Origin of the sequence: Pseudomonas sp. NFX183 (genome assembly GCF_047943075.1) — a bacterium.
Taxonomy (GTDB): Bacteria; Pseudomonadota; Gammaproteobacteria; order Pseudomonadales; family Pseudomonadaceae; genus Aquipseudomonas.
The window spans coordinates 5,070,949-5,096,235 of the sequence record NZ_CP181333.1 but is presented as its reverse complement, the minus strand read 5'-3'; the positions used below and the strand labels follow the sequence as shown (position 1 = coordinate 5,096,235).

Here is a 25,287-nt window from a genome sequence, read left to right as displayed (position 1 = left end):
ACGGGCTACGGCCTCCGGGCGACGCAGCGCATTACTTTGCAAGGGCGCGTTTTGCTCCCCTGTAAAGGAATACCCATGACAGACCCGAACACCGTCCCTGCTGCACACCCGGCCCGACAAGCGGTTGAAGCCCGGTTTCTCACTCGCCCGACACTGCGCTCCGTCACCGCGCAGTTGCTGGCCGACCATTTGAAGGAAAAATACCCGCCGCTGAGCTATCCGCTTGCGGACCTGCGCCTGGCCATACCCCGTGACGGCGGCGGACGCAGCCTGTTCCCGCTGCTGGAGGTGGCGCTCAGTCACCTGGCCGATGGCAGCTTTCCCGATGTGTCCATGCGCTACGGCCTGGACTGTTACCTGGGCGACGCCACGGGTACCCGGCTGACCTTTGAGGCCAATGGCCGGCACGACTACGATCTGGCAGTGATCGAAGCCGTTATCAGAGAATTGCCGCTGATTCTGAGCATCGCCTTTCAAGACGCCCTGGCTGCCTACTGGAGCCAGGACACGGATGCCGGCGGCAGCCGCTGGCAGTGGCTGGCCCACGTGCTGCAAGGCGCGCTGCTCGACTCGGCCATTCGCCAGCCAGGGAACCTGGCACGACAGCTCGATACGCTCGTCACACTGGCCCGATACCCCGACCGCCGTACGCGCGCCCAGCGCCCTTGGCCGCAGAAGGCCGTGCGTGCCTATACCCTGGAAACCGTTCTGGAGCAGGCAGGCAGCCGACTCACCCTGCAAGCCAGCGATGTGCTGGTGGTCGCCCCTGCGCAGGTGTTGCTGTGCCGCGTATCGGGGCAGATCGAGGCGTACGCCGACCTCGATGCCTTCGGCCAGGCCTGGGGAATACACCTGCAGCAGCGTTTTCGCGCGCAGCGGATGACCTGGAAGCAGTACGAGCCCGACGGCAATATTTTCGAGGTACAAGCCGCGCTCATACTCGAGGGGCAACTGGACACTCTCGCGGCCATTGAGCTCCCGGCCGGGTCCAGCGTGCAGGCCCTGGAGCTGCGGTTTGCTGGCGCTACAAACCCGGCGCAGGTCTTCAGCCCCTCGACTACCACACCGCTGGCGACCCTGAATTCGATTCGCGCAGCGCTGCCCGCCTGGCTGCAGCACGCTGGCGCGGCCGAGCGCCTTGCCTACCGTGAGTGCCTGCTTGAACAGGCCGCAATCCGCCGCTTGACCCTTGGCGATTCAGATTTCGACAGCCTGGAAACCCTGCGCAGCTATGCAACCGAACATTTGAATCAGCAACTGTGCCTGGATCGCAGCGTCGCCCTGGGTGGCCGACGCGCCTGCGACGATGCCGCTCGGTCGAGCGGCTACCACGCCGACGATTTGCAACTGACCTTTCACGTGGCGGTGGGCACTCTGGCCGGCGGTTATGTCGAACCGGTGACCCTGAGCCTGGTCGATCTGGCCCTGAAAAACCTCTCGGGCGCGCCCAAAGGCCGCATGACACTCAGCCACCGCACCGGCCGGGTAATCGAACCCTGGCTGACAGCCGACGGCCTTCGCCAACTGGTCCAGCGTGTCGACATCGGCAACAATTACCCTCATTACCTGCGCCAGGCGCTGCTCAGCGATACCGAGGCCGCACAAAAACGCACACGACTGTTCGAACAGCAACGGCCGGTGCAGCTGAAAACCCAAGCGCTGGAGCACAAGCTAAAAGGCGAAGCAGGCCTGACATCGCGCGGCGTTCAGTGGGTGGAGGCCGTGCTGAACCCAGCCCCCACGGGGCGCCAGGTCGGCGGCGAAAGCCTCGTCATGCGGGTGCTGGCCTTGGTGCGCAAGCCCGGCGCCACGGCGGACGTGGTGCAAAACATGTTCATCATCGAGCCCCTCGATACGCAACGAGGCCCGCACCTGCTGTATCGGCCGGCCTATCGCGACTCGCTGCTGGAGTTTGCCAGTCGCGACAGCCTGCTGGCCGCCCTCGTACGGCCCGGCGCGTTGCAGGACAGCGTCTTGACCTGGTTGCCGGACTCGGCCAGGGCCATCTACAGCAACGGTGGGTTTACCCAGCCCCACTACGTGCGGGTCGGCCTGGGCTCGGAATTCGACCCGCTGCCACGCGTGCCTGAACCGGCGCAGTTAGCCGCCGCGGGCGACCAGAGCAGCGACGAAATCCTCCAGGCCCTGAACAATGGCAGCCTCATGGAGTACCTGTTTGGCTGCGAAACTCAGCAACTGCTGGCGCAGGCTGAGCGCGAGTCCACGTCCAATAGCGAGAGCCGCTGGGCGTTGATCCTGGAAGGTATGCAGCTGGGCTTCAACACCCTGCTGATGGCCGTGCGCGGACCACTGGCGGCAATCGGCTGGCTGATGCAACTGGTGCAGGGCCTCACGCACGATGTGCCAGCGCTGGAAAGTGACGACCCTCAGACGCGGGCGCTGGCGTGGGTCGATCTGCTGCAAAACATCGCCCTCCTGCTGGTGCATCAGGGCTCGCTGACGGCGGCGCCGGTACACCCTGCACGTGAGGAAGCCTTGCCCACGCAGCCGGCGTTGCGGCGAGCAGTTTTCGGCCCGGCAAACAGCCCGCCGGCGATCATTGAACGTGGCACGGTCGGCCTGCCTTCCGAACCGCCCGGCGGTGGCCGCACGCTACTGGATTTCGATCATTCGCTGGCCAGCGACGCTGCATCGGCAGCGCTGCTGGAAAAACTGCGGGCATTCAGCGTGCCCTGGCCGCAGCCCGCACCTGCACAGGTCCGCCTCGGGCGTCACCTGGGTTTGTACAACCTCAACGGGGTCTGGCATGCCTCGGTCGGTGGGTTGCTGTTCAGGGCCAGCATCGTTCCCGGTTTTGGCGACGTGTATATCGTGCACCCCGAAAAAATCGACCACCCCGGCATCAAGCTTTGCACCGATGGAAAAGGCCATTGGACACTGGACCGCGGCCTTAAGCTGGTGGGCGGTGGCCCCAAGCGGATGGCGGCCTTGCGCGAGGAAAACCAGCGTAGAAAAAACGAGCTGCTCGCACGCGCGCAGGCACTCGATACGCAAATAACCCCCTTGATGGCGCCCTTCCTGGCATCGATGGAGCGCATGTGGTCCGCCGCCACCGCCTTGAAAAACCAACGCAAAACCGTGCAATTGGTCTGGAATCTTCTGCAAAAAGCGCCGCCCGAGCGGCGGCCCGCCCTGGCGGTGCGGCATCAGCAGGAGACCCTGAACCACCAGCAACGACGCACCGAGTTTCAGATTCTGCTGCAGAACCTCGAAGACCAATTTGCCCAGTCCCTGCCCCCACGCCTGGAAATGGTCAAGGTGGGCCAGGAACTGGAAAAGGTCGGCGGCGCCGGCGTGCACGTGCTTGATCGGGCAAAAATCCTGGGGACCATCTGGAACCAGCAGTCGGCCATCCAGACGTTGTTGGTGGACCGGTTGAACGCCATGCGTTTTTCCAGCACGGGCGAGCCCATGGGGCAGATGGCGCGCAGGATGTTTGTCGACAACCTGCTGGGAGACACCGCCGTCTACAACGAATACATCCGCAACACGGTTGAATCGGCCAATATCCGCGAGCACATGGCCGAGGTCGCGGCGGCCATGGAGCATACGCTCGAACAACTGGAAGATGACTCGGTGGCGGGCCGTGTGATCCGCCAGGAATGCCTGACGTTGATCCAATACCCGCAGAATTTTTTCGCCAACAACCTGAGGCTCAGTGCGCTCAATTACCTCGCCGCCGCCACCCTGGCGACGGCCGACCGACGACTGCCACCCCTGGAGGAGTTTTACCTCAACCGCCTCGAACAGAGCGACCTGGCCCAAGCCCTGCAGTCTCATGTGGAAGTGCGCAGCGGTGCCGAGTACCCGCTGGCCGAGCAACGTAATGTGTATGAGACGGTCCTTGACCGGTACCGCCGTCATGAGGATGCGATTCGCGCCCTCAAAGCCCTTAACCCTGGACGCCTGCGCCCGGAGGCCGAACGCCTGCTGACTGGCCTTGAGTTTGCCCAGGCGCTTGCGCAAAGCGAACTTGAAGCGGTGGTACGCAAACAGGAAGAGCTGGACGTCGAGCTGCCCTTATCGAAAACCCTGCGTCCCAAAAACCCGGCCAAGCGCGTGTTCAAAACCCGCAAAAAAGCGTACTTCATCGGTGAGCTCAAGCCTGCCGATGCCCAGAACAGCCAGGAGCAGCTCACCCTCACCGACGCCTTGACCGGCGAAACCATTGCCTCGTTCAGCCGCCACGAAGACGGTTGGGCCAACACCGCCAAGGACCCAGTGGCTGCCCCGGCAGGCACAGCCCAAGGTCGCTCACTGGCAACCCTCAAAGGCCTGGCCCAGGCGCTGATCGAACAACGCAAAGGCATTGAACAGCTGATCACGGCCGAGCAGCAAAAACTCGACGCGCCGCTGACCCGTCAACATGTCGACCCGAGTGGCTGGAATGAATTGCTGATGGGCCACGCCGGAAAGCTCACGGCCTTGGCCGATGAGTTGGCACGCGACCATTTGGCGCAAAAGACCGCGGTGCAACGCCTGATCGATGAATACCGGGCACACGCCCGGGACATCGGCCGGCTGGCGCAGCGCGTGTGCAGTGAGGCGTACAAACGGCAATGGCCGACCCAGGAGAGCCTCAATTACCTGTGGGAACAAAAACAGATCGACATCAACCTGACCAGCCTGGCCGACCCGCAACGCCCGACCCTCAGCGGCGACTTCTTCACTGAGTACGCGGTGTACGACAAGGCCAAAAAACCGCCGGTGGTGTTGTGGTATGCGCACTTTCATTACGCCAATGCCGACGCCCTGCCCGCCGACTACACGCGGGCCCACCTGAAGCTGCCGGAACAGCGCAAGTACACACAGAAGGACCTGCTCAAGCAACATGTCCAGGCCGACCTTCATACCCGCACGGAACCCGGCGGCGAACCGCTGACCCACATTCTGTATGTGCTGATTACGCCGCCCGTGGATCAGTTGTTCCTGGCGATCGCGCCAATGCCACGGGCCCTGCGCTGACGCCGTGCCCTGAGCATTGCGCTGGGCCACTTCACAACCTGAGATGCCGTGTGGCAAGGGCGTTGCACCCTTGCCGCACGGCACTGCACGACGGTGTCGGGCTCAGTGTGCAAACAGCGAGTTGCCCTTCTGCCCCGCGAGTTTTTCAGGCTTGATCAGGAACCGTGCCAGCGCCGGCAGCAGCCACAGCGCACCGAACATGTTCCACAGCAGCATGAAGGTCAGCATCAGGCCCATGTCGGCCTGGAACTTGATGGCCGAGAAAATCCAGGTGCACACCCCGATAGCCAGGCACAAGCCGGTGAACAGCACGGCTTTGCCGGTCGACTTGAGGGTTTGGTAGTAGGCCTCTTGCAGTGGCAGGCCGGCGCGCAGGAAGCTTTCCAGACGGCTGTAGATGTAAATGCCGTAGTCCACGCCGATGCCCACGCCCAGCGCCACCACCGGCAGGGTCGCGACCTTGACGCCGATACCCATGAACGCCATCAACGCGTTGCCCAGCACCGAGGTCAGCACCAGCGGCAGCACGATGCACAGGGTGGCGGCCCACGAGCGGAAGGTGATCATGCACATGGTCGCCACGCACAGGTACACCAGGATGAGGATGGTCAGTTCCGACTCTTTGATCACCTCGTTGGTCGCCGCTTCGATCCCGGCGTTGCCGGCGGCGAGGATGAATTCCAGGCCGTCCTTGTTGTTTTCCTTGGCGAAGTCCTGCACCGCATGCACCGCGCGGTCGAGGGTTTCGGCCTTGTGGTCGTTGAGGAACACCAGCACCGGCGCGAGCGAGCAATTGTTGTTGTACAGGCCGTCGGCGCGGGCGATGGAGTTGTTCAGCACGTCGGGGTTGCGCGACAGGGTTTCCCATTTCAGGTTGCCCTCGTTCATGCCCTTGATCATCTGCTTGGACACGGTCACCAACGAGATCGCCGACTGCACGCCTTCGGTGTTCTGCATTTTCCACATCAACTGGTCGATGGGCGCCATGGCTTCATAGCGCGAGCAGCCTTCGGCACGGGTCTTGACCATTACCACCAGCACGTCGGAGCTGGTGGAGTAGTTGTTGATGATGAAGTTGTTGTCCTTGTTGTAGCGCGAGTCAGGGCGCAGTTCCGGTGCGCCCTGGTCGAGGTCGCCGATTTTCAGGTTCTGGCTGTACCAGAGGCCGCCACCGAAGGCGATCAGCGCCAGCAGGATGGACACCGGCGCGACTTTGGCGCTGGCGAATTTGGACAGCAGGCGCCAGAACGGGTGTTCGCGGTGCGCGTCCTTTTTGCTCTTGGCGATGGCGCGTTTACTGATGCCTACGTAGGAGATCGCCACCGGCAGCAGGATCAGGTTGGTGAACACGATCACCGCCACGCCAATGGAGGCGCCGATGGCCAGCTCGCGTATCACGCCGATGTCGATGATCAGCAAGGTGATAAAGCCCACCGCGTCGGCGAGAATCGCGATCATCCCCGGCAAAAACAATTGCCGGAACGTGCGTCGGGCGGCGGTCAGCGCGTTGTCCGCCTCACTGGATTGCAAGGCAATGCCGTTGATCTTCTGCACGCCGTGGGAAATACCGATGGCGAAGATCAGGAACGGCACCAGCATCGAATACGGGTCGAGGCCGAAACCGAAGAAGTGCATCAGGCCGAGCTGCCAGACCACCGCCACCAGCGTGGTGCTCAACACCGCGACGGTGCTGCGCAAGCAGTTGGTGAACCACAGCAGCAGAATCAGGGTGATGACGAATGCGATGCCGAAGAACATCACCACCATGACCAGGCCGTCGATCAGGTCGCCGACCTTCTTGGCAAACCCGACGATGTGAATCTTGACGTTGGGGTTTTGCGCTTCGAACTTGTCGCGGATCTTGTCTTCAAGTTCGTGGGAAAACTTGCGGTAGTCCAGGGCCAGCAACTTGCCCTGGTCCTGCGGGTCCGGGTAGGACTCCAGCAGCGGAATGTCGACAATGCTCGACTTGAAGTCGTTGGCCACCAGGCGCCCCACCTGGCCGGACTTGAGCACGTTGTTGCGCAACTGGTCGAGGCTTTCCGGCGAGCCGTTGTAGCTCTGCGGGATCACTTCGCCGCCGGCAAAACCTTCCTCGGTGACCTCGGTCCAGCGCACGCTGGGGCTCCACAGCGACTTGAGGCCCGAGCGGTCAACGCCGGAGATGTAGAACACCTCGTCGTTGATCTGGCGCAGGGTCTCCATGTACTCCTTCGTGAAGATGTCACCGTCCTTGGCCTCCACGGAGATGCGCACCGTATTGCCCAGGTTGGCCAGGTCGTTGCGGTGCTCCATCATCTTTTCGATGAAGGGGTGTTTGAGCGGGATCATCTTTTCAAAACTGGTGGAGGGGCGAATCAACGTCGCCTGCCAGAACAGAAAAATGCTCACCAGCAGGCAGATGACGATCACTGCCGGGCGATTGTTGAAGATCAGGCGCTCAAGAAAGGTCGCTTTATCGTTGTGATGACTGCTCATTGAAACCCCGCCTTCTTATTATTTTGAGAGCTCTGCACCGGCGGCGGAGGCCACACGCACGCCACCCTGCCCGACCAGAATCAAGTTGCCGTTGCCCGCCGCGGTGACCGCCGAGAGTGAAATGCGGTCCGGGCGATTGAACACCCTGAAGGTCTGCCCGTCGTCATGGCTGATCACCACGCTGCCACCGTTGCCGACCACCACCAGCGAACCGTCGTCGAGCAACGTGGCGCCGGACAAGCCGAATTCCAGGGCACCCCGCGCCGCGTTCAGCTCAACCTGTTCCCAGGTGCTGCCAAAATCTGTGGAGCGGTAGAGATTGCCGCGCAGGCCATAGGCCAACAGGGTGTGGGGTTGAGCGGTACTGATCACGCCAAACAGCGAGCCCTGATACGGGCCTTCGAGCTTTTCCCAGGTCTGGCCGTCGTCACTGGAGCGGAACATGCTGCCCTGCTCGCCGACGATAAACAGCCCGGCGTCCTTGATAGAGGCGATGGCGTTGAGGTGGAACTGGTCTTCGTTGTCGAGGCGGTCGCTGACGTCTTCCCAGGTTTTGCCGCCGTCGGTGGTTTCGATCAACGCACCGTAGGCGCCCACGGCCAGGCCGTGCTCGGCATCCTTGAACCAGATGTCGAGCAAGGGGGCTTCGCGTTTGAGGTCTTGGTATTGCTGGGTCCAGGTGGCGCCGCCATCGGCGCTTGCAAGAATCTGTGCGTCGTGGCCGACAGCCCAGCCGTGTTTTTCATCGATGAAAAACACCGCCGTGAGCAGTTGCCGAGTCGGCACTTGGGCTTGGGTCCAGGTGCTGCCCTGGTCATCGGAATAGAGGATGTGCCCGCGATCACCGACTGCCACCAGGCGGGAGCCGGCGTGCACCACGTCGATCATCAGGCCTTTGGCGGCCTTGGGGGATTGAATCGCAAATGCCGGCGGTGCGCCGGTTTCATCGGCTGCCAGCACGGGTGTCGACAACACCCCCAGCAGCGAGAGCGCTGTAGCCAGCATCGCAACCTTGCGTGCGACGCGCGGGCGGCAAACAACCCAACCCATGACAGGCTCACTCATAGACCTTTCTCCCGATTTATTATTGTTAGGTCGTCTTGCCTTGCCGGCCTCTGAAACCTGCAATCTAGAGCGCCTGAAGGAAGCAGGGGCCATCCTATCGGGCTTTCGAATCGTCTGACAATCGGCGCTACGTTATCTTTTGTTAACTGGCGGGCGATGACGATGGGCTGAATATGAGTGCATTAGCCAGGCTGATTAATGAATATTTATTCCATCTATTGAATTTAGAGAATATTTATTCCATTAATACACATCCTGAAAACAATAATCCAAAGGACCACCGCTATGCGTGAACTCGGAATCGGCCTGATCGGCACGGGCTTCATGGGGCGCGCCCATGCCTTGGCGTTCAACAATGCCCGCGCGGTATTCGAACTGCCGGTACACCTCAACCTGGCCGCCCTGGCCGATGCCGACACCGAACGCGCACAGCGTTGCGCGACCGCCTGGGGGTTTGCCCAGGCCCACGGCGACTGGCAGGCGCTGATCAATGACCCCAAGGTCGATGTCGTGGCCATCACCACGCCCAATCACTTGCATTACCCCATGGCCATTGCAGCGATTGCAGCGGGCAAGGCGGTGTATTGCGAAAAACCGCTGGCCGTCAGCCTGCCGCAGGCCGAGGCCATGCGCCGCGCCGCCAGTGAGGCCGGCGTGGTCACGCGGGTGGGCTACAACTACCAGCACAACCCGATGATCAGCCTGGCGCGGCAGATGATTGCCGATGGCGAGCTGGGCGAGATCATCAGTTTCCAGGGCGAGTTCAGCGAAGATTTCATGGCCGACCCGGCCTCACCGTGGTCGTGGCGCTGTGACGTGGCCCATGCCGGCGGCGCCCTGGCGGATTTGGGCAGTCATTTGCTGTCGATGGCGCGCCATCTGGTGGGTGAGGTGCACAGCGTGTGCGCCGACACCCAGACCGTCCATGCCCAACGCCCGCTCGTCCACGGCAGCAGTGACTGTAAACCCATCGCGGTGGACGATCAGGTGCACGCACTCTTGCGTTTTGCCAATGGCGCGCGCGGCACGGTGAGCAGCAGCTGGCTCAAACATGGTTACAAGAACCACCTGAGTTTTGAAATCAGCGGTACGCGAGGCACGCTGGCGTTCGATCAGGAGCGCTTGAATGAACTGCGGGTGTGTCGGCTCGGCCAGGACGGATTCCAACGGTTGCTGGCCGGCCCTGCCCTGCCCGGCTATGCCGCGTTCAGCCCGGCGGCCGGGCATCAACTGGGGTACAACGAGTTGAAGACGCTGGAAGTGCACGAATTGATCATGGCGCTGGCGGGGCAAGGCGCGGCGGGCACTGACTTTGAAGCGGCATGGGCGGTTGAGCAGTTGGCAACGGCGATTCGTGTGGCGGCCCGTGAAGAGCGTTGGGTTGTGGTGGGTGAGGTGTGAGCGCGGGGGCTTGGTTTGGCCGGGGGGTGTATATCAAGATCAAAAGCAGAGCACGGCGGCCTAGTAGCCGACCTGAGTGGTAGAAGCAAAAGCAAAGCCGAGGCGGCCTGACCTTGAAGGCTGAACTCAATCAAAGGTGGGAGCTGGCTTGCCTGCGATGGCATCAACTGGTTGTGCCTGATACACCGAGGTGCCTGCATCGCAGGCAAGCCAGCTCCCACAGAAAAGCAAAGCACTGCGGTACTGGCAGCTGAACTCGGTCAACTTGTGGGAGCTGGCTTGCCTGCGATGCCATCAACCCGGTGGGCCTGGTACACCGCGGTGCCTGCATCGCAGGCAAGCCCGCTCCCACCATAAAGCCGCTCTGCTTGTGCTTGCCCCCCTCAAGTCGGCGCCTGGGCGTTGGCAAAAACTGAGCGAAAACAGGGAGCAACGCACACCCAACATGCCTCGATCATCAGATCACGAACCGCGCCACCATCGCGTTCAAATCCACCGCCAGGCGCGACAGCTCGTGGCTGGCGGCGCTGGTCTGGTTGGCGCCGGCTGCCGACTGAGTCGCCAGGTCGCGGATGTTGATCAGGTTGCGGTCCACCTCGCGGGACACTTGGGCCTGCTCTTCAGAAGCACTGGCGATGACCAGGTTGCGCTCGTTGATCAAACTGATCGACTGCGTAATCTGCTCCAGCGCCACACCGGCGGCTCGGGCCATTTCCAGGGTGCTTTGGGTGCGCTGATTGCTTTGTTGCATCGACTGCACCGCTTCGCCGGTACCCGTCTGAATGCCGGCGACCATTTTCTCGATTTCCTGAGTCGACTGCGCGGTGCGATGCGCCAGCGCCCGCACTTCATCGGCCACCACCGCAAAGCCACGCCCGGCTTCACCGGCGCGTGCCGCCTCAATCGCTGCGTTGAGCGCCAGCAGGTTGGTCTGTTCGGCAATCGCGCGGATCACGTCCAGCACCTTGCCGATGTCACGGCCCTGCGTCGCCAGGCCTTCGATCATCACCGAGGTGGTTTGTACGTCCTGGGTCATGGTCTGAATCGCGCCGACCGTCTCCACCACACGGTCACGGCCTTCGCGCGCCGCCTGGTTGGACTGGCTGGACGCTTCAGAGGTGGACACCGCATTGCGCGCCACCTCCTCCACGGCGGCGGTCATTTCGTTGACGGCGGTAGCGGCCTGGTCGATTTCGTTGTTTTGTTGTTGCAGGCCTCTGGAGGCTTCCTCGGTGATGGCGCTCAATTCTTCGGCAGCAGAGGCCAGTTGCGTGGCCGAACCGGCAATGTGCTGGATGGTCTGGCGCAGGTTGATCTGCATCGCGGACAAAGCGCCAAGCAGGCGGGCCGGTTCATCCTTGCCAGCATCTTCGACGAGCGTGGTCAGGTTGCCGCTGGCGATGGTTTCGGCCACTTGCACCGCTTTGCGCAGCGGCGCAACGATACTGCGGGTCAGCAGCCAGGCGAGTAACACCGTCATCAACGCCGCCACCACCGAAACGATGATGATGCCGCTGACGGCCTGTTGGTAGCTGCCTTCAGCGTCCCGGCCGGCCTGGTCGGCATCGACGCTGTTGATGGCGATCAGTTTGTTCAGCTGCTCGCCCATCAGATCCGTACCGTCCTTGATCCGCGTATTGATGAGGCTGCGCATTTCCTCGACTTTGTTCTGCTGGGACAGCGACATCATCTCGGCCTGCGCCGCGAAGTAATTGTCGAGGGTCGCGGCGAAGGCTTTGTAAAGAGCCGCCTCTTCCGGGCCTGCCGGCATGACCGCGTAAGCACGCTGGGCCTGCTTGACCTTGTCGACCAACACCGCTACGCGGGTCTTGGCCTCCTCAAGGGCCGCAGGCTCACGGTTGATCAATATCCGGAACGACAGGATGCGCAAGCGCAGGACGTTTTCCGTCATGTTGCCGAGAAATTTCATGCTGGGTAATTGGATGGTCCCCATGTCCAGGGAAGACTGGCGAATCTGTGTCATGCGGTTAACGGCAAATACGCCGAGGATCACGACCAGCAACGCAATGAACGCAAAACCGAGGAACGCGCGCGGGGCAATATTCAGATTACGTAGGGACATAGGGCTGCTCTCGAGAAAGAGTGGGCGAGCGTCCCTGCCGCGACACGATCAGTGGGCGTCAACGCACCGCTCTGATCTTTGGGCACCACTGTTGTAAGAGTTGTGTGGGCTTGAATACGGTATCGGCAGGTGCCGGGATCTAATGCAGGGTGTTTCGAAAAATTTTTACACACTTCTGACGGCCGGCGCTTTCTGGCATCCTGCGCCCCCCTTTCCCTACCGGGCCTGTATTGTGTCTGACGCTCAACCCCCTCGCCCCCGCTATAAATCCGACCTGATCTACGGCCTGGAAGATCGCCCGCACTTCACCGCGGCAATTTTTGCCGCACTGCAGCATGTGCTCGCCAGTTTCGTCGGCATCATCACCCCCACCTTGATCGTCGGCGGCGTGCTGGGCCTTGAAAGCGAGGTGCCGTACCTGGTGAGCATGGCGCTGTTCGTGTCCGGGCTCGGCACGTTTGTGCAGGCGCGCACATTCGGCCCGGTCGGTTCGGGTCTGTTGTGCCTGCAGGGCACCAGCTTTTCGTTTATCAGCGTGATTCTCAGCGCCGGTTTTATGGTCAAGGCCCGGGGCGGCGGCACCGATGAAATTCTCTCGACGCTCTTTGGTATCTGCTTTTTCGCAGCCTTTATCGAAGTGGTGCTCAGCCAGTTCATCGGCAAGCTGCGCAAGCTGATCACCCCGGTGGTGACCGGCACCATCATTACCTTGATGGGCTTGTCGCTGATCAAAGTGGCGGTCACCGATATGGCCGGCGGTTATGGCGCCAGCGATTTGGGCGCGGCCGGCAACATGGGCCTGGCGGCGCTGGTGCTGCTGACCATTGTGGTCCTCAACCGCTTCAGCAACCCGTTCCTGCGCCTGGGTTCAATCGTGATCGGCCTGACGCTGGGTTTTGTAGTGGCCTGGTGCATGGGCCGGGTCGATCTGGCAGCACTGCCTCACGTGCCGCTGATCAGCGTGCCGGTGCCGTTCAAGTACGGGTTCTCGTTTGATTGGGTGGCGTTTATCCCGGTGGCGGTGATCTTCCTGATTTCGCCTTTGGAAGCCGCTGGCGACCTGACTGCCAACTCGATGATTTCGCAACAACCGGTCAAAGGCCCGCTGTATATCAAACGCATCAAGTCGGGCCTGCTGGCCGACGGCCTCAACTCGGCCATGGCCGCCACGTTCAACAGCCTGCCGATGGTGACCTTCGCGCAGAATAACGGGGTGATCCAGTTGACCGGCGTGGCCAGCCGCTATGTGGCGTACTTCATCGCCGGCCTGCTGGTGCTGCTGGGGTTGTTCCCGATGATCGGCGCGATGCTGCAACTGATGCCCAAGCCGGTGCTCGGCGGCGCCACCCTGATCATGTTCGGCACGGTGGCCGTGGCCGGGATCAAGATCCTCGCCGAAGCCGGGCTGCACCGACGCAATGTGCTGATCGTGGCGATTTCCCTGGGCATGGGCCTGGGCGTGGCCGCCGTACCGGAAGTGCTGCGCGACCTGCCCAAGGCGCTGCACAACATCTTCGAGTCGCCGATCACGGTGGGCGCGTTCTGTGCAATCCTGCTGAACATTTTCCTGCCCGAAGAGTTCATAGAGCTGGAAGAAGATGAATTTGATCCGGAGTCCTCTACCCTCAAGGTCATGCAGGACCCGGACGTCACGAAATAGGAGCACCTTTTTATGCGCAAGCTCATGGTTCTATCGTTACTGCTGCTGACCTTGAGCGCCTGCGCGCTGTTCCCCAATCGCGACCCGGTCAACATCAGCGTGGTCGGCATCGAGCCGCTGCAAAGCCAGGACCTGGAAGTACGATTCGCCGTTAAACTGCGCGTGCAAAACCCCAATGACACGGCGATCGACTACAGCGGCGTAGCCCTGGACCTGGACGTCAATGGCCGGCCGTTGGCGTCGGGGGTCAGTGACCAGTCGGGCTCGATCCCACGGTTTTCTGAAACCGTGCTGATGGTGCCGGTGAGTGTTTCGGCGTTTTCCGTGTTGCGCCAGACCCTGGGCCTGAGCCAGACCCAGAGCTTGAACAACCTGCCTTATGTGCTGCGCGGCAAACTGGCGGGTGGCCTGTTTGGCACCCTGCGTTTTGTCGAGCGCGGCACGCTGGACCTGCCGAACACGGCGACCTGGTGATGGCCCGCCAACCGGTACTGTTTACCCAACGACTGATCCTGCGCCCGCTGGTGCTCGCGGATGCCGAGGCTATCCAGCAGCAGTTCGCGCATTGGGACGTGGTGCGCTACCTCAACGCCGACGTGCCTTGGCCCTACCCGGCCGATGGCGCGCGTTGCTACCTGGAACAGGTCGCCTTGCCGGCGATGGCACGGGGCGAGCAGTGGCATTGGTCAATCCGCCTCAAAAGTGCGCCGGAGCAGTTGATCGGCAATATCAGCCTGATGGACGAAGAGGACGATAACCGCGGCTTCTGGCTGGGCCCGCAATGGCAAGGCCAGGGCTTGATGACCGAAGCCAGCGCGGCGGTGACCGAGTATTGGTTCGAGGTACTCAAGCGCCCGGTGCTGCGTGTGCCCAAGGCCGCGCCCAATATAGGCTCGCGGCGGATATCCGAGCTCACCGGCATGCGCTTGATCAGGTCGCAGGAAGGTCGGTTTGTCGAGGGCACCTTCGCGCGGGATATTTGGGAAATAACCCGCGAAGAGTGGCTCAACACGCTACCTGCCACGCGGTAGGCGCCGGTCTTGCCGACACCTGCGCCTTGGCCGGCTTCAGTCGGTGAGGGTGCGCACGCCCGGTTTGGCGCGCTCATCCACGACCAGCTCAAACACATCCGGGCGTGCGTAATGCCCCACCACGTCATAGTCATAACGTGCCCGGACGAGGTCATCGGTATTGATCTGCGCGGTCAATAACCCGGCCTCTCCCACCAACGGCCCGGCCAGAACATCGCCCATCGGCCCGATAATCACACTGCCGCCCGCGATCAACGCACGGTCTGACGGCCAATTGGCCACCTGCACGCCAAGCGCCGCAGGCGAGGCCTGCACCTGGCAGGCGCTGACCACAAAGCAACGCCCTTCATGGGCAACATGGCGCATGCTCACCTGCCACATTTCGCGCTCATCCACGGTCGGCGCGCACCATACCTCCACGCCCTTGGCATACATCGCGGTGCGCAGCAGCGGCATCATGTTTTCCCAGCACACCGCACCACCGATGCGGCCTACGGCGGTATCGATCACCGGCAAGGTCGAACCATCGCCCGTGCCCCAGATCAACCGCTCGGTCCCGGTGGGCATCAGCTTGCGGTGTTTGGCAACCAGCCCGCCGTTGGGCTCGAAATACAGCACCGTGCAATACAACGTGCTGCCACTGCGCTCGATCACGCCGAGTACCAGGCTGGCACCGGTGCGGGCAGACAACCCGGCCAGCGCTTGCGTCTCGACGCCCGGCACGTCGATCGCATTGGCAAAATAGCGTGCAAAGGCTTCGCGCCCCTCCGGCAGGCGATACCCCAGCTGTGTGCCGAAGCTCTCGCCCTTGGGATAGCCGCCCAGCAAGGCTTCAGGCATCACCACCAATTGCGCACCGCTGCGCTTAATCTCGTGTTCATAGCTCAGGATTTGCGCCAGGGTTTGCGCTTTGCCTTCCGGCAAGGCACCGATTTGCAAGGCAGCCACGGTAGAAACGGGCATCACGATCACTCCAGATAAGGGGGGTTGCCCATTCTCCGGGCAGCCGCGATCATGAATAAAGCCCACTTCAGTGCTGAATGATATGAGCCAAACGAATATCGCCCAGGTTGACTTGAACCTGCTGAAAACCTTCGAAGCCCTGCACGACGAGTCGAGCGCCAGCCGCGCCGCCTTGCGCCTGGGCGTTACCCAGTCGGCGATCAGCGCAGGCCTGCGGCGTTTGCGCGACGTGTATGGCGACCAATTGTTTGTGCGCACCGGCCGTGGCCTGGCGCCGACGTTGCGCGCCAATCAGCTCAAACCGGTGATCAGCGAAGCGCTGAACCGCTGCCGACAAAGCCTGGCCATGGTCCACCCGGACAACCATGACTATCACGGGCGTTCAGTGGTCCTGGGTTTATCCGATGACTTCGAGATTGCCTACGCCCGCCGGCTGATGGAGGCCATCGCCGGCTGTGCGCCCAAGCTGCGGGTGATCTTCCGCCAGACCCACAGCCAGATCGTCGCCGCGGCCCTGCTCGACCGCAGCCTGGATCTGGCCATCACCGCAGGCGGGTTTGCCGAGCGCAGGCTGAGTCGACAGGTCGTGGGCGAAGGGGATTACCGCTGCCTGGTCGACCCGGACAGCCTGGCGCCCAGCCAGCACGCTATCAGCCTGGATGAGTTCGTCGCGCGCGAACATGTGCTGGTGTCGTCGGGCGGGTTTATCGGGATCACCGATGAAGGGTTGGCGGCGCAAGGGTTGAGCCGCCAGGTGTGCGCGTCCACCAGCCACTTTGCCGCGCTGCCGTTTCTGCTCAAGGGCAGCACGGCGGTGGCGACGATACCCGGGCATGCGGCCCAGGCCATTGCGCACATGACCGGCTTGCGGGTACTGCCCTGCCCGTTGGCGCTGCCGTTTTACCCGGTAGAACTGGGCTGGCGCACCCAGGCGCAGCTTGATCCGCTGTTGCTCAAGGTCCGCGAGGCGATTGTGACGTGCTTTATTTCGCCGCGGCCATCAGCTTGTTGACTTCGCTGCGCACCATGTTGGAAAACTCCGGCGGCGACATGCCGTCGAGTTCTGCCCGCACCCATTCAGCCCACTTGCCCTTGCGCTTGGCGCGCTCGCCGAACAAACGCGCCGCTTCGCCCTTGGCCTTACCCAGGTTGGTCTGCCACAGGTCGTAGAGGCGTGACTTTTCATCTTCCAGCTCGGCGCGTTCGGCGAGGGTTTTATTGGCGAGATTGAAGCTCATGTGGAATTACCTGCTGCATAAATAGGCGACATCTTACACTGTAGGTCGAAATTTCCTGATTCGGATTTTGCCCAAAAACAGGCCCCGGCAAAAAAACTGCAACTTTTGCTGCCGCCCAACACTCCATTGTTCACTGTCACATTCACCTGCAAGGAGTCACACAATGGCCCGCAAATCTGCCGCCCAAGCTGTCGAAGATCAAATCAAGGATCAAGCTTTCAGTGAACTGACGGCGTTGATCGAAGAGTCGGACAAACTGCTCAAGAGCAGCGCCTCCCTGGTAGGCGAAGAAGGCGAAACCCTGCGCGAACAGGTCGCCATCAAACTCAAGCAAGCGCTGGAGTCGGTCTCCAACGTGCGCGAGCGCAGCAAGCCGGTGGTCGATGCAACCGAAACCTACATCGGTGGCCATCCATGGCAGACCGTGGCCATCTCCGCAGGTTTCGGCCTGGTGGTGGGGTTGTTGCTGGGTCGCCGTAACTGATACACCGTACCTGATGCATGGGGGGCTGCGCCGTTGGCGCAGCCCCTTTTTTACGTCTCCAGCAAGGCCTGCAAGCGCGCCAGCTCTTGCGCGTCCAGTTCAATACCTTGTTGCTGCGATTTCGCCCGTGTGCGGTGACGTCGATCCCCCGGTAAGCGCCGCAACCCCGCCGCATGCATCTGCCGCACCAGTTCCTGGCTGCGTTCGGCGAAGTTTTGCCCGGCCGTCTTGCTCGGGTCGATGACGATCAGCAATTGCCCGGTCCAGGGTGTACGCGCGCCCGGATGATCGGCCCAGTTGAATTCAAACGAGAAATTGCCTCCCGTCAACGCCGCCGCCAGCAACTCGACCATCATCGACAAGGCCGAGCCCTTGTGCCCGCCAAAGGGCAACAGCGCGCCGCCTTCAAGCACGGCTTTGGGGTCCTGGGTCGGCTGGCCGAGGCTGTCAACGCCCATGCCCGGCGGCAAGCGTTCGCCCTTGCGCGCGGCAATCTGCACGTCGCCGTGGGCGATGGCGCTGGTGGCCAGGTCGAAGACGATGGGCGAGCCGTCGGCGCGCGGCGCGGCGAAGGCGATGGGGTTGGTGCCGAACAGCGGCCGGTCGGCGCCGTGGGGCACCACGCAGGTCATGCTGTTGACCACGCTCAACGCCACCAGCCCTTCTTCGGCGAAGGGCTCGACATCCGGCCACAGCGCAGCAAAGTGATGTGAGTTGTGAATCGCCAGCAGTGCGATGCCGGCGCTGCGAGCTTTGTCTACCAACAGCGCGCGCGCCGCTTCAAGGGCCGGCTGGGCGAACCCGTTGCCGGCATCCACGCGCACGAAGCCGGACGCCACATCCGTGACCACGGGCGTGGCCTTGCCGTCGACCCACCCGCTGGCCAGCGTGCTGAGGTAACCGGGGATGCGGAAAATGCCGTGGCTGTGCGCACCGTCGCGCTCGGCGCTGGCGCAATTGCGCGCCAGGATCGAGGCGACCTGCGGCGAAGTGCCGTGCTTGACGAATATCGCCTGCAGCAATCCCACCAGGTCATTGAAACCGATGAATGCTGCAGGACTGTCAACGAGCGGGGACTGGGCAGACATCTGTAGCTCCGATTTTATAATTGGAAGAGACAACAAGAATCCAGACCGCCGATTAAACAACGCCTCCTGTGCCTGCTGTCAACGGGCGCTTGCGTTATCTACCGCCAAGCGTGCTGCACGACCTCCTACTTTGGTCCTTGATGACCGCCGCGTAGAAGGAGAGCACCCCATGACGCACGTGACACCGCCGTACTTTTTCGATGAGTTCCTACAGACCGTCAAACGCAAAGCCCCGACTGCGCGAGAGCGCGCGCTGGGGTTTTCGGTCAAGGACCTCGATTGGCTGCACACGCTCTACTACGCCACTGATGCAGCGCGCCAGAATGAGGCGCTGCACGGCTACCCGATGAAGGTGGAAAGGCTGCTGGCCACCGCTGAGGGCAAGCCCGCCATCGTGCTGGCCGGGGCGTTTATGATGAGCCCCACACCCGATGCCAGTAAGGCCGTGCTCTACAGCCCCTATGGCGGCCTGGAGCTGTTCGACAGCCGCGCCGACCTGCTCATGGACGTGCAGGAGCGCCTGGCACATCCGGCCAAGCGCGAAGAGTGGCTGCAGTTTGTGGCCATCGGCGAGCGTGATGCACTGCCGGTCAATCTGCACCTGGCGGTGAGCACCGCCGTCATTCCGGGCGCGGTCATGGAAGACCAGGAGCAGGCCATCCTGGCAGGCCAACAAAAAAATGTGGCCGCGATGCTCGAGCAGTTGCGCAAGCTCCCCAGCCTGTACTGGATGCTCGACACATTGCTCACCATCATGGCCCGGACCTGTTTTCCCGGCCTCAACCAGAGCGATACGCGGGTTAATTTTTTCAGCCAGGCCTCGACGGCAGCAGACCGTCGCTGGGTCGCCTCGATGCCACTGCGCGATGCGCTGCTGCAGTTTTACGTCAAGCAAGCCTGGCCTTCTGGGCAGACCCACACGTTCTTCAACATCGGCCATGACACCCGCGCGTTTACCGAGGCGCAACTGGCCGAGGACCAGCAACGCTGGGACAGCCTCGTCGAACAAACCGGCAGCCTCCTTTCGAGCCTGTTGCACAGCCTGCTCCAGACCTACTGGAACGAAGACTTCGACGGCGGGCAATCACGCCTGCGGTTTTTTGCCCGGGTGATGAGTGACAAGTTTCGCGCCGACCTGTTGTTCAAACACCAGAATACGATCCTGAGCACTGAAGAAAGCCAGGCGCTGCGCGCCCTGTTTCTCTCGAACCAGGCTGCCCGCGCCACCTACGCCAGTAGCCTGAGCGTGGAAAAAGTGCGCGTTCACGCGCCCTATCATCAGACGGTGGAGCTGGCCAGCACCTTGCTGATCAGCTACACCCACGCCTATCTCTACACTCAGTCGCGCGGTCTGCAGGTACTCAAGGACATGAATGCCCTTAACGACACGCTGCGGGTCATGCTCAGGACCGCCGGGCATGAAGATGAGCTGCTTAACTTCGTCTCGCTGGATGAGCGCAGTCTGTTTGTCGGCACGGACCCGTTGCACGTCACGGGCCATCCTGTGGTCGGCAATGTCTTCGAGGAGATGATCGAAGACATCGCGGCCAAACAGTTCAACAACCTGGAACATGCGTTGGGCGTGTATCGGCGCGGCGCGGGCAGTATCGACCTGGCCGCTCTGCTCGACAGTGCGCTGGACGTGCGCACCCTGCTCGACAGCCGTTTGATGGAGCAGGAAACCGAAGGGCGCTGGAGCGTCCACCCCATCACCACGGGCAGTGGCCAGCCCAGCACGGTCATCGCGGAAAAGGCCAAGGCGCACTTGCAGCGGCTGCATGCGGTCAATGCGGCGCTGGTGCTCGAACGCAGCAAACACAGGCCCCTTCGCGCGCTGGCAGCCCACGCCCTGGAGGCAGAGTTGGCCAGCAGGCACCTGGCGCTGAGTGCCGACACTATTGAGATCAACACCTACGCCACGACAGCACTGGAGCGCGAAGAGCGCCCACCGCAGACCTCGTTGAACATGGTTGAACACTTCATCGCGCGGCTCGCCCGGCAGGCCAACGCCTTGACCGGCTCCAGCCGGAGCGGGTTTTACCAGCGGCGCAAAGGCGTCGCCTACCAGGTGCCGAGTTTGACCGTGGCCACGTTCAACGCGGTCATCGAGCGGGTCTTGAGCTCGTTTACGCAAGGCTTGCGCGCGCTGCCGCACCTGCTGGTGGACACTCACCCTGTGCATCTTGGCCAGGCGATGTTTCAGGGCCTCAGTGGCGAAGCTGAGCTGAGGCGCTTGTCCAAGACCTTGCCGCCGGCTCATCTCGGGCTGCTGGGCAGCGTGCTCAATGCCGATAGCATGGACAGGCTGACGCGCCACGGCCTGAACGGCTTTATACCGGATGCCTATGGCCTGACCTTGAAGGTCGGTACGCAGACCGCGCTGCAGCCCCTGGCCAATTGTTTTGTGCTGTCGGAACGCGGCGGTCTGGACGTTCTTCATTCCGGTGCGGCGCTGCTATGGACGGTGAGTCGCGGCTATGAGGCGTTTGATTCGATCCAGGCCTTGCGCGATGAATTGGGGCAACGCTTGCAGGATGAGCAGGCGCGCCTGCCCCTTGTCGAAAACTTGCCGGCGTCGAGGCGTGTGCCTCATCAACGCCTTCAATTGGGCCCGATGCAACGCATCGACGATCATTTGCTCAACAACCGTCAACAGTCCTACAACCAGTTCCTGTCGGGGGAGGTTGATCACCTGCTGTCGATGCCAGTGAGCGTACAACGCTTTCAGGACTGCATGGACGCGCTGATCCGGCGGGCGCCGCCGTCCAACCTGCAAAGGGCTGTCACGCTTACCCGCGCCCTGGTCAACCAGCAGGCGCTGCCGGTATGGCTGGGCATGGCGCAGCCGTCAGAGCAGATCCTGCATGCCGAACTGCTTGAACAATATCGCCTCAGTGCGCCGGACGAGCGTGACTATCTGCACAGCATCACGCCCTTGCGCGAACAGGTCATGAGCACGCTTTCAACCCTGCTCAATGCGCGCTTTCCCGGGCAGGTGGTCAACCCGGACAACATACTGATTCCTGCGCGTATCGAACGCGAAGGCACCATTCAAACGCTGACGGACTTCGCCCTGCGGCATCTGCCCGCGTTGCGCGCCGAGCAGATCCGCCCGATTTCACGTACTGCCACGCCGCTGCCGTCCACGCTGGACGGTAATGCCGTGGTGCAACTGGTTCGACAGCTGGACTTGAAAAGCCTCTACCAAGCATTGCTGACCAGTCACTTGGGCGGTCAAACCGAAGACACACGCCAGCGCCGTCACCTGTTCTGTCGGCAGTTGCCCTGGCAACTGCTGCAATACGCCCATGAACAAAAACTGGATGGGCGGCTGTCCGGCTCGGCCTGGAGTTTTATCCGGCAGGTGTTGGATATGCCCGACGCCGTGGCTCGCGCCGCCGTGCGCGGCGTGACGGCAACCATTCGCCCGCTGGAACTGATAGCCACCGAGGGTGCAGCCCTGGTCAAGGCCTTGGGTTGCTACCTGATCGGCCCGCACGCCGACGCCTCCGCCCCAGTGGTTTTGTACGCGCCCTACAGCCCCCAACATGTGTTGAGGGAATACGCGAATGAAGCCGCCCTGCTCGATGAATTCAGTACGCCCGGGGCTTTGCAGGAGTGGGTCGTGGGTCAGCTGGAAACGGCCCATCAGGCGACTTACCGCCATCTGCTGCAGCCGCATGGGCGTCAGCAGAACGCGGAGATTCGTCTGGGCTCATCACCCATCAGCGGTAACCTGCTCAACCGTCTGTTTGCCGACAACAGCGAGATGCTGAACCGGATGCTGAGCTGCCAGTTCACGCTTGCGGGCAAAACACAGTGGGAGGCGATCACCCGCCTGCTGACCAGCAAAATCCCCAAGACCCTGCAGTTGATGGCGGGCAAACTCACATACCCGCTGGTGGTGTGGCGCAGCTACAAACTGTTCAAAGTGTCTGCCGAAGACTTGCAGCAACACCGCTGGGCGCACGCCTTGAAAACTTTCGCGCTAGGCGTGGCCGAAATGGCCACCTTGCGCAAAAGCCTGGAGAGGGTTTTGCCCGATGCGCCAACCCCCGCGGAGCAACCGACGCTGGAGCAATGGCTCAAGGCCCCTGCCCCCACCGCGACCAGCCTGGCCGAGCAGGACCTGACAGCGCCGCTGCGTACGCACCTGCAAACCTTTGAACACCACGACACTGCCCTGGCCGACCTGACAAAAAGCGCCTACAGCCACGTGTACCACGATGACATCGGCGCCCTCAGCCTGGTGCCGCTGGCGGGCAAAGTCTACCCCGTGAAAAAAGCCGGTGAGCACTGGCGCATCAGCAACGGTGCACAGCAAGGCCCTTATTTGCAGCGCAACGCCCTGGGCGAGTGGGTGCTGGACCTTGACCGGCATCACCCGCGCTTTGGAAAAACCTTGAGCCGCTACGCAGGCAGGCTTTCCACCCGTGCAGCCGAGCGGGAAGCCATCAATATCGAGGCCGTGGGTTTGCGGGAAATCGCCGCGCTGTCCAGCTGGAAGGCGCACTGTATCGACGAAGCGCTCAACGTTGCGACCTACTATGCGGTCACCTGCAAGCGCAACATCGTCAATTTTGCCGTGCTGAGAGCCCCGAACAGTCGGGTCGGACGTTTTTTAAGTGAGCTGTTCGGCGTCATCACGATGACCGCTGAACAAATGCACAGGGTTGAACGGCGAGTCGACGAAGTGCTCGATGAACTGGTCAACCCCACCCTGACCGCCCCCGACTCGATGCGTTTTGTCAGCGGTATCCACCGGTACAGCCCACACGACACCTTCGCCTTCGTCTTGCCCAACGACGCCGAAAAGAAGATCTACCTGCTGGACCGCTTCTTCGACCCACGCATGGACATCTATCAGAACCGCTTGATCGTCCCGTTCGACATTTCGGCGCACGCACGTGCGACGACGCTGATCCACGAGATAACGCACTTGATCTCCGCAACCGAAGACCTGGCCTATCTGGACACCATGCGACCGTTTACAGACCTGATCAATGTACACGTCAGCGGCGCGCCGTTGATGTTGATGGACCTTGCTCACCTGCGCGACACAGCGCTGTCAACCTTGACGCCGGCGACGATGCTGTTCAAGACCTGGGATGTGTTCAGCGAGCAATGGGAGGATTTTGGTGACCGTCCCTGGACCCGAGCCTTGAAAAATAAAGTGTTGAACACCACCGGAGCGCGGACGCTCAACGACGCCCGGGCGATCTTCATGAGCGATCCGGACAAACGCATCGACACCATTCTGGCGAATGCCGACTCGGTGACTTACTTGATCTGCCAACTGGGCCGAGCGCTGGATGCGGGAGCCTGAGCAGGCTCCCGGCAGGACGTCAGTCTTTCTGGTCACGCAGGATATTGCCCGAAGCGCCATCAATGCGCGCTTCATAGACGACGCCATCGGACTTGCGCCCTTTGACTTCCCAGTAGCCTTTGTCATCGGCTTCGGCGCTGTAGACTTCGACATACCCGGCCTTGGCCTTGGCGGTTTCAATGGCCTTCTCGATGGTGATCCAGCCCGCGCCCGGTTTATCCGCCAGGGCTGCGCCAGCGCTGAGCAGCGCGGTGGTTGCACACAGGGCGACTAAGGTTTTCTTCAGCATTTTCGTACTCCATTGGGGGGAATGACGGACTCATGTCCTCTGTTTTTCTGATGTTTTCAAACGAGAATAAGTTCCAATTGATGTGCAATCGCCATGATGGCTGTTCTCGCCATCCGCCTCGGGAGGTTAGAATGTGCGAAATCAGGATGAGTTAATGAGCGAAAAGTCCCTTTCAGAAGCCGAATATGACGCCATCACCGACGCCGCCGCGCATTGGTGCATGCGCCTGCATGCCGATGACTGCACGGCGGGCGAACGTCAGGCTTTCGCAGATTGGCACGACGCCCATCCCCTGCACGCCTTCGAATACGCGGCCATGCTGGAAATCTGGGACGTGGCCGATCACCTCCCACGCAGCGAGCCGGCGCCGGCGGTGCTGGCGTTCAAGCCGCGCAGGCGGCTGCGCGCCTACGCCGTTGCCGCAGCCGTGTGCCTGGCGGCCTTGCCGCTTGCCGCCCTCACGGGCTGGGAAGCGGGCTGGTTGCCCAGCTCGTATGAACACTTCGAAGCCACCCAGGGCCTGCGCAAGATCACCCTCGGCGATGGCAGCCAGGTGGAGCTGAACCTGGGCACCGAGTTGGTCTACAGCCATTACAAGGACGAGCGTCGGGCGACCTTGAAAAAGGGCGAGGCGTTTTTCAAGGTCGCTCACGACAGCCATCACCCTTTCATCGTGCGGGCTGGCGACGGCCAGGTGCGCGTCACGGGCACGCAATTCAACGTCTGGAAATACGAGGACCAGGTGCGGGTAATGCTGCTTGAGGGCTCGGTACAGATTTCCAGCGACGCCGTGCATGGCAGCGTGCCGCTGACTCCGGGCATGCAGGCGAGCTACCACACAGGCGATGCCACGCCGCAAATCGCTGCGATCAGCCCCAATGACGCCGCGCTTGCCTGGCGCCAGGGCAAACTGGTGCTCGACAACCTGGCGCTGGCCGATGCATTGCCACTGATCAACCGCTACCTGAATAAACCCGTGATGCTGGCAGACACCACCACCGGGACCATTCGCATCGGCGGCATCTACAACATCAACGAGGTCAATAACCTCGTCCCCTCCCTGCCCAAGGTTTTGCCGGTCTACCTGACCCAGAACCAGGACGGCAACCCCGTGCTCAATTCGATTCCACGTAAAGCCCCCAAAGGCTGATGCCCTTTGCGTCAACGGGACCGCTTGCGCCCTGAGTGTCCATTT

Annotated in this window: 16 protein-coding genes; 9 read left to right on the top strand and 7 right to left on the bottom strand. The window is 61.9% G+C overall.

Annotation, left to right across the window (positions count from 1 at the left end; all coding sequences use genetic code 11):
- Nucleotides 1–75 precede the first annotated feature (75 nt).
- Entirely contained in the window at nt 76–4,986 is a 4,911-nt protein-coding gene (locus ACM530_RS23815; protein ID WP_416363310.1) for a hypothetical protein, read from the top strand.
- A 102-nt stretch (nt 4,987–5,088) separates the two neighbouring features.
- Here the strand turns inward: ACM530_RS23815 and ACM530_RS23810 are convergent, their stop codons facing one another.
- Nucleotides 5,089–7,464 carry an efflux RND transporter permease subunit gene (locus tag ACM530_RS23810; protein ID WP_106580502.1) on the bottom strand — a complete coding sequence of 792 codons (2,376 nt, stop codon included), beginning with the start codon at nt 7,462–7,464 and terminating at the stop codon, nt 5,089–5,091.
- 18 nt (nt 7,465–7,482) lie between these two features.
- Nucleotides 7,483–8,514 (bottom strand): WD40/YVTN/BNR-like repeat-containing protein, encoded by a 1,032-nt coding sequence (locus ACM530_RS23805; RefSeq protein WP_262206144.1) that lies wholly within the window; start codon nt 8,512–8,514, stop codon nt 7,483–7,485.
- Between the two features lie 300 nt (nt 8,515–8,814).
- Here ACM530_RS23805 and ACM530_RS23800 point away from each other — a divergent pair, with 300 nt between their 5' ends.
- The gene (locus tag ACM530_RS23800) at nt 8,815–9,930 is read left to right on the top strand and encodes a Gfo/Idh/MocA family protein (protein WP_416363309.1); all 1,116 of its coding nucleotides are present in this window, start codon (nt 8,815–8,817) and stop codon (nt 9,928–9,930) included.
- Between the two features lie 457 nt (nt 9,931–10,387).
- Here ACM530_RS23800 and ACM530_RS23795 read toward each other — a convergent pair whose 3' ends face one another.
- Nucleotides 10,388–12,013 (bottom strand): methyl-accepting chemotaxis protein, encoded by a 1,626-nt coding sequence (locus tag ACM530_RS23795; RefSeq protein WP_416363308.1) that lies wholly within the window; start codon nt 12,011–12,013, stop codon nt 10,388–10,390.
- Nucleotides 12,014–12,245: 232 nt separating this feature from the next.
- Between ACM530_RS23795 and ACM530_RS23790 the strand changes: the two genes are divergently transcribed.
- The 3 genes from ACM530_RS23790 to ACM530_RS23780 are packed head-to-tail and all read left to right on the top strand — an operon-like array spanning nt 12,246 to nt 14,704.
- On the top strand, nt 12,246–13,673 hold the full coding sequence (locus tag ACM530_RS23790; protein ID WP_416363307.1) for a nucleobase:cation symporter-2 family protein: 1,428 nt from the start codon (nt 12,246–12,248) through the stop codon (nt 13,671–13,673).
- A 12-nt stretch (nt 13,674–13,685) separates the two neighbouring features.
- Nucleotides 13,686–14,147: an LEA type 2 family protein gene (locus ACM530_RS23785; RefSeq protein ID WP_145165691.1), complete on the top strand. Its 462-nt coding sequence runs from the start codon at nt 13,686–13,688 to the stop codon at nt 14,145–14,147.
- On the top strand, nt 14,147–14,704 hold the full coding sequence (locus ACM530_RS23780) for a GNAT family N-acetyltransferase (RefSeq protein ID WP_416363306.1): 558 nt from the start codon (nt 14,147–14,149) through the stop codon (nt 14,702–14,704). The genes ACM530_RS23785 and ACM530_RS23780 overlap by 1 nt, the downstream gene beginning before the upstream one ends.
- Nucleotides 14,705–14,740: 36 nt before the next feature.
- On the opposite strand, the gene ACM530_RS23775 is transcribed toward ACM530_RS23780, so the two are convergent.
- Complete coding sequence (locus ACM530_RS23775) at nt 14,741–15,667, bottom strand: carbon-nitrogen hydrolase family protein (RefSeq protein WP_145165693.1); 927 nt, start codon at nt 15,665–15,667, stop codon at nt 14,741–14,743.
- Between the two features lie 82 nt (nt 15,668–15,749).
- On the opposite strand from ACM530_RS23775, the gene ACM530_RS23770 reads away from it, so the two are divergent.
- The gene (locus ACM530_RS23770) at nt 15,750–16,679 is read left to right on the top strand and encodes a LysR substrate-binding domain-containing protein (RefSeq protein ID WP_416363305.1); all 930 of its coding nucleotides are present in this window, start codon (nt 15,750–15,752) and stop codon (nt 16,677–16,679) included.
- Here the strand turns inward: ACM530_RS23770 and ACM530_RS23765 are convergent.
- Nucleotides 16,651–16,905, bottom strand: coding sequence for a hypothetical protein (locus ACM530_RS23765; RefSeq protein ID WP_003190904.1), 255 nt, complete (start codon nt 16,903–16,905; stop codon nt 16,651–16,653). The genes ACM530_RS23770 and ACM530_RS23765 overlap by 29 nt on opposite strands.
- Before the next feature lie 163 nt (nt 16,906–17,068).
- Here ACM530_RS23765 and ACM530_RS23760 point away from each other — a divergent pair, with 163 nt between their 5' ends.
- The gene (locus ACM530_RS23760; protein WP_106579758.1) at nt 17,069–17,389 is read left to right on the top strand and encodes a DUF883 family protein; all 321 of its coding nucleotides are present in this window, start codon (nt 17,069–17,071) and stop codon (nt 17,387–17,389) included.
- Between the two features lie 50 nt (nt 17,390–17,439).
- On the opposite strand, the gene ACM530_RS23755 is transcribed toward ACM530_RS23760, so the two are convergent.
- Nucleotides 17,440–18,477 carry an Ldh family oxidoreductase gene (locus tag ACM530_RS23755; protein ID WP_404483098.1) on the bottom strand — a complete coding sequence of 346 codons (1,038 nt, stop codon included), beginning with the start codon at nt 18,475–18,477 and terminating at the stop codon, nt 17,440–17,442.
- A 169-nt stretch (nt 18,478–18,646) separates the two neighbouring features.
- On the opposite strand from ACM530_RS23755, the gene ACM530_RS23750 reads away from it, so the two are divergent.
- Entirely contained in the window at nt 18,647–23,803 is a 5,157-nt protein-coding gene (locus ACM530_RS23750; protein ID WP_416363304.1) for a dermonecrotic toxin domain-containing protein, read from the top strand.
- A gap of 19 nt (nt 23,804–23,822) precedes the next feature.
- Here the strand turns inward: ACM530_RS23750 and ACM530_RS23745 are convergent, their stop codons facing one another.
- Nucleotides 23,823–24,092 carry a PepSY domain-containing protein gene (locus ACM530_RS23745; RefSeq protein WP_106579755.1) on the bottom strand — a complete coding sequence of 90 codons (270 nt, stop codon included), beginning with the start codon at nt 24,090–24,092 and terminating at the stop codon, nt 23,823–23,825.
- Nucleotides 24,093–24,246: 154 nt separating this feature from the next.
- On the opposite strand from ACM530_RS23745, the gene ACM530_RS23740 reads away from it, so the two are divergent.
- Nucleotides 24,247–25,242 (top strand): FecR family protein, encoded by a 996-nt coding sequence (locus ACM530_RS23740; protein WP_242198330.1) that lies wholly within the window; start codon nt 24,247–24,249, stop codon nt 25,240–25,242.
- The last annotated feature ends 45 nt before the right edge of the window (nt 25,243–25,287 follow it).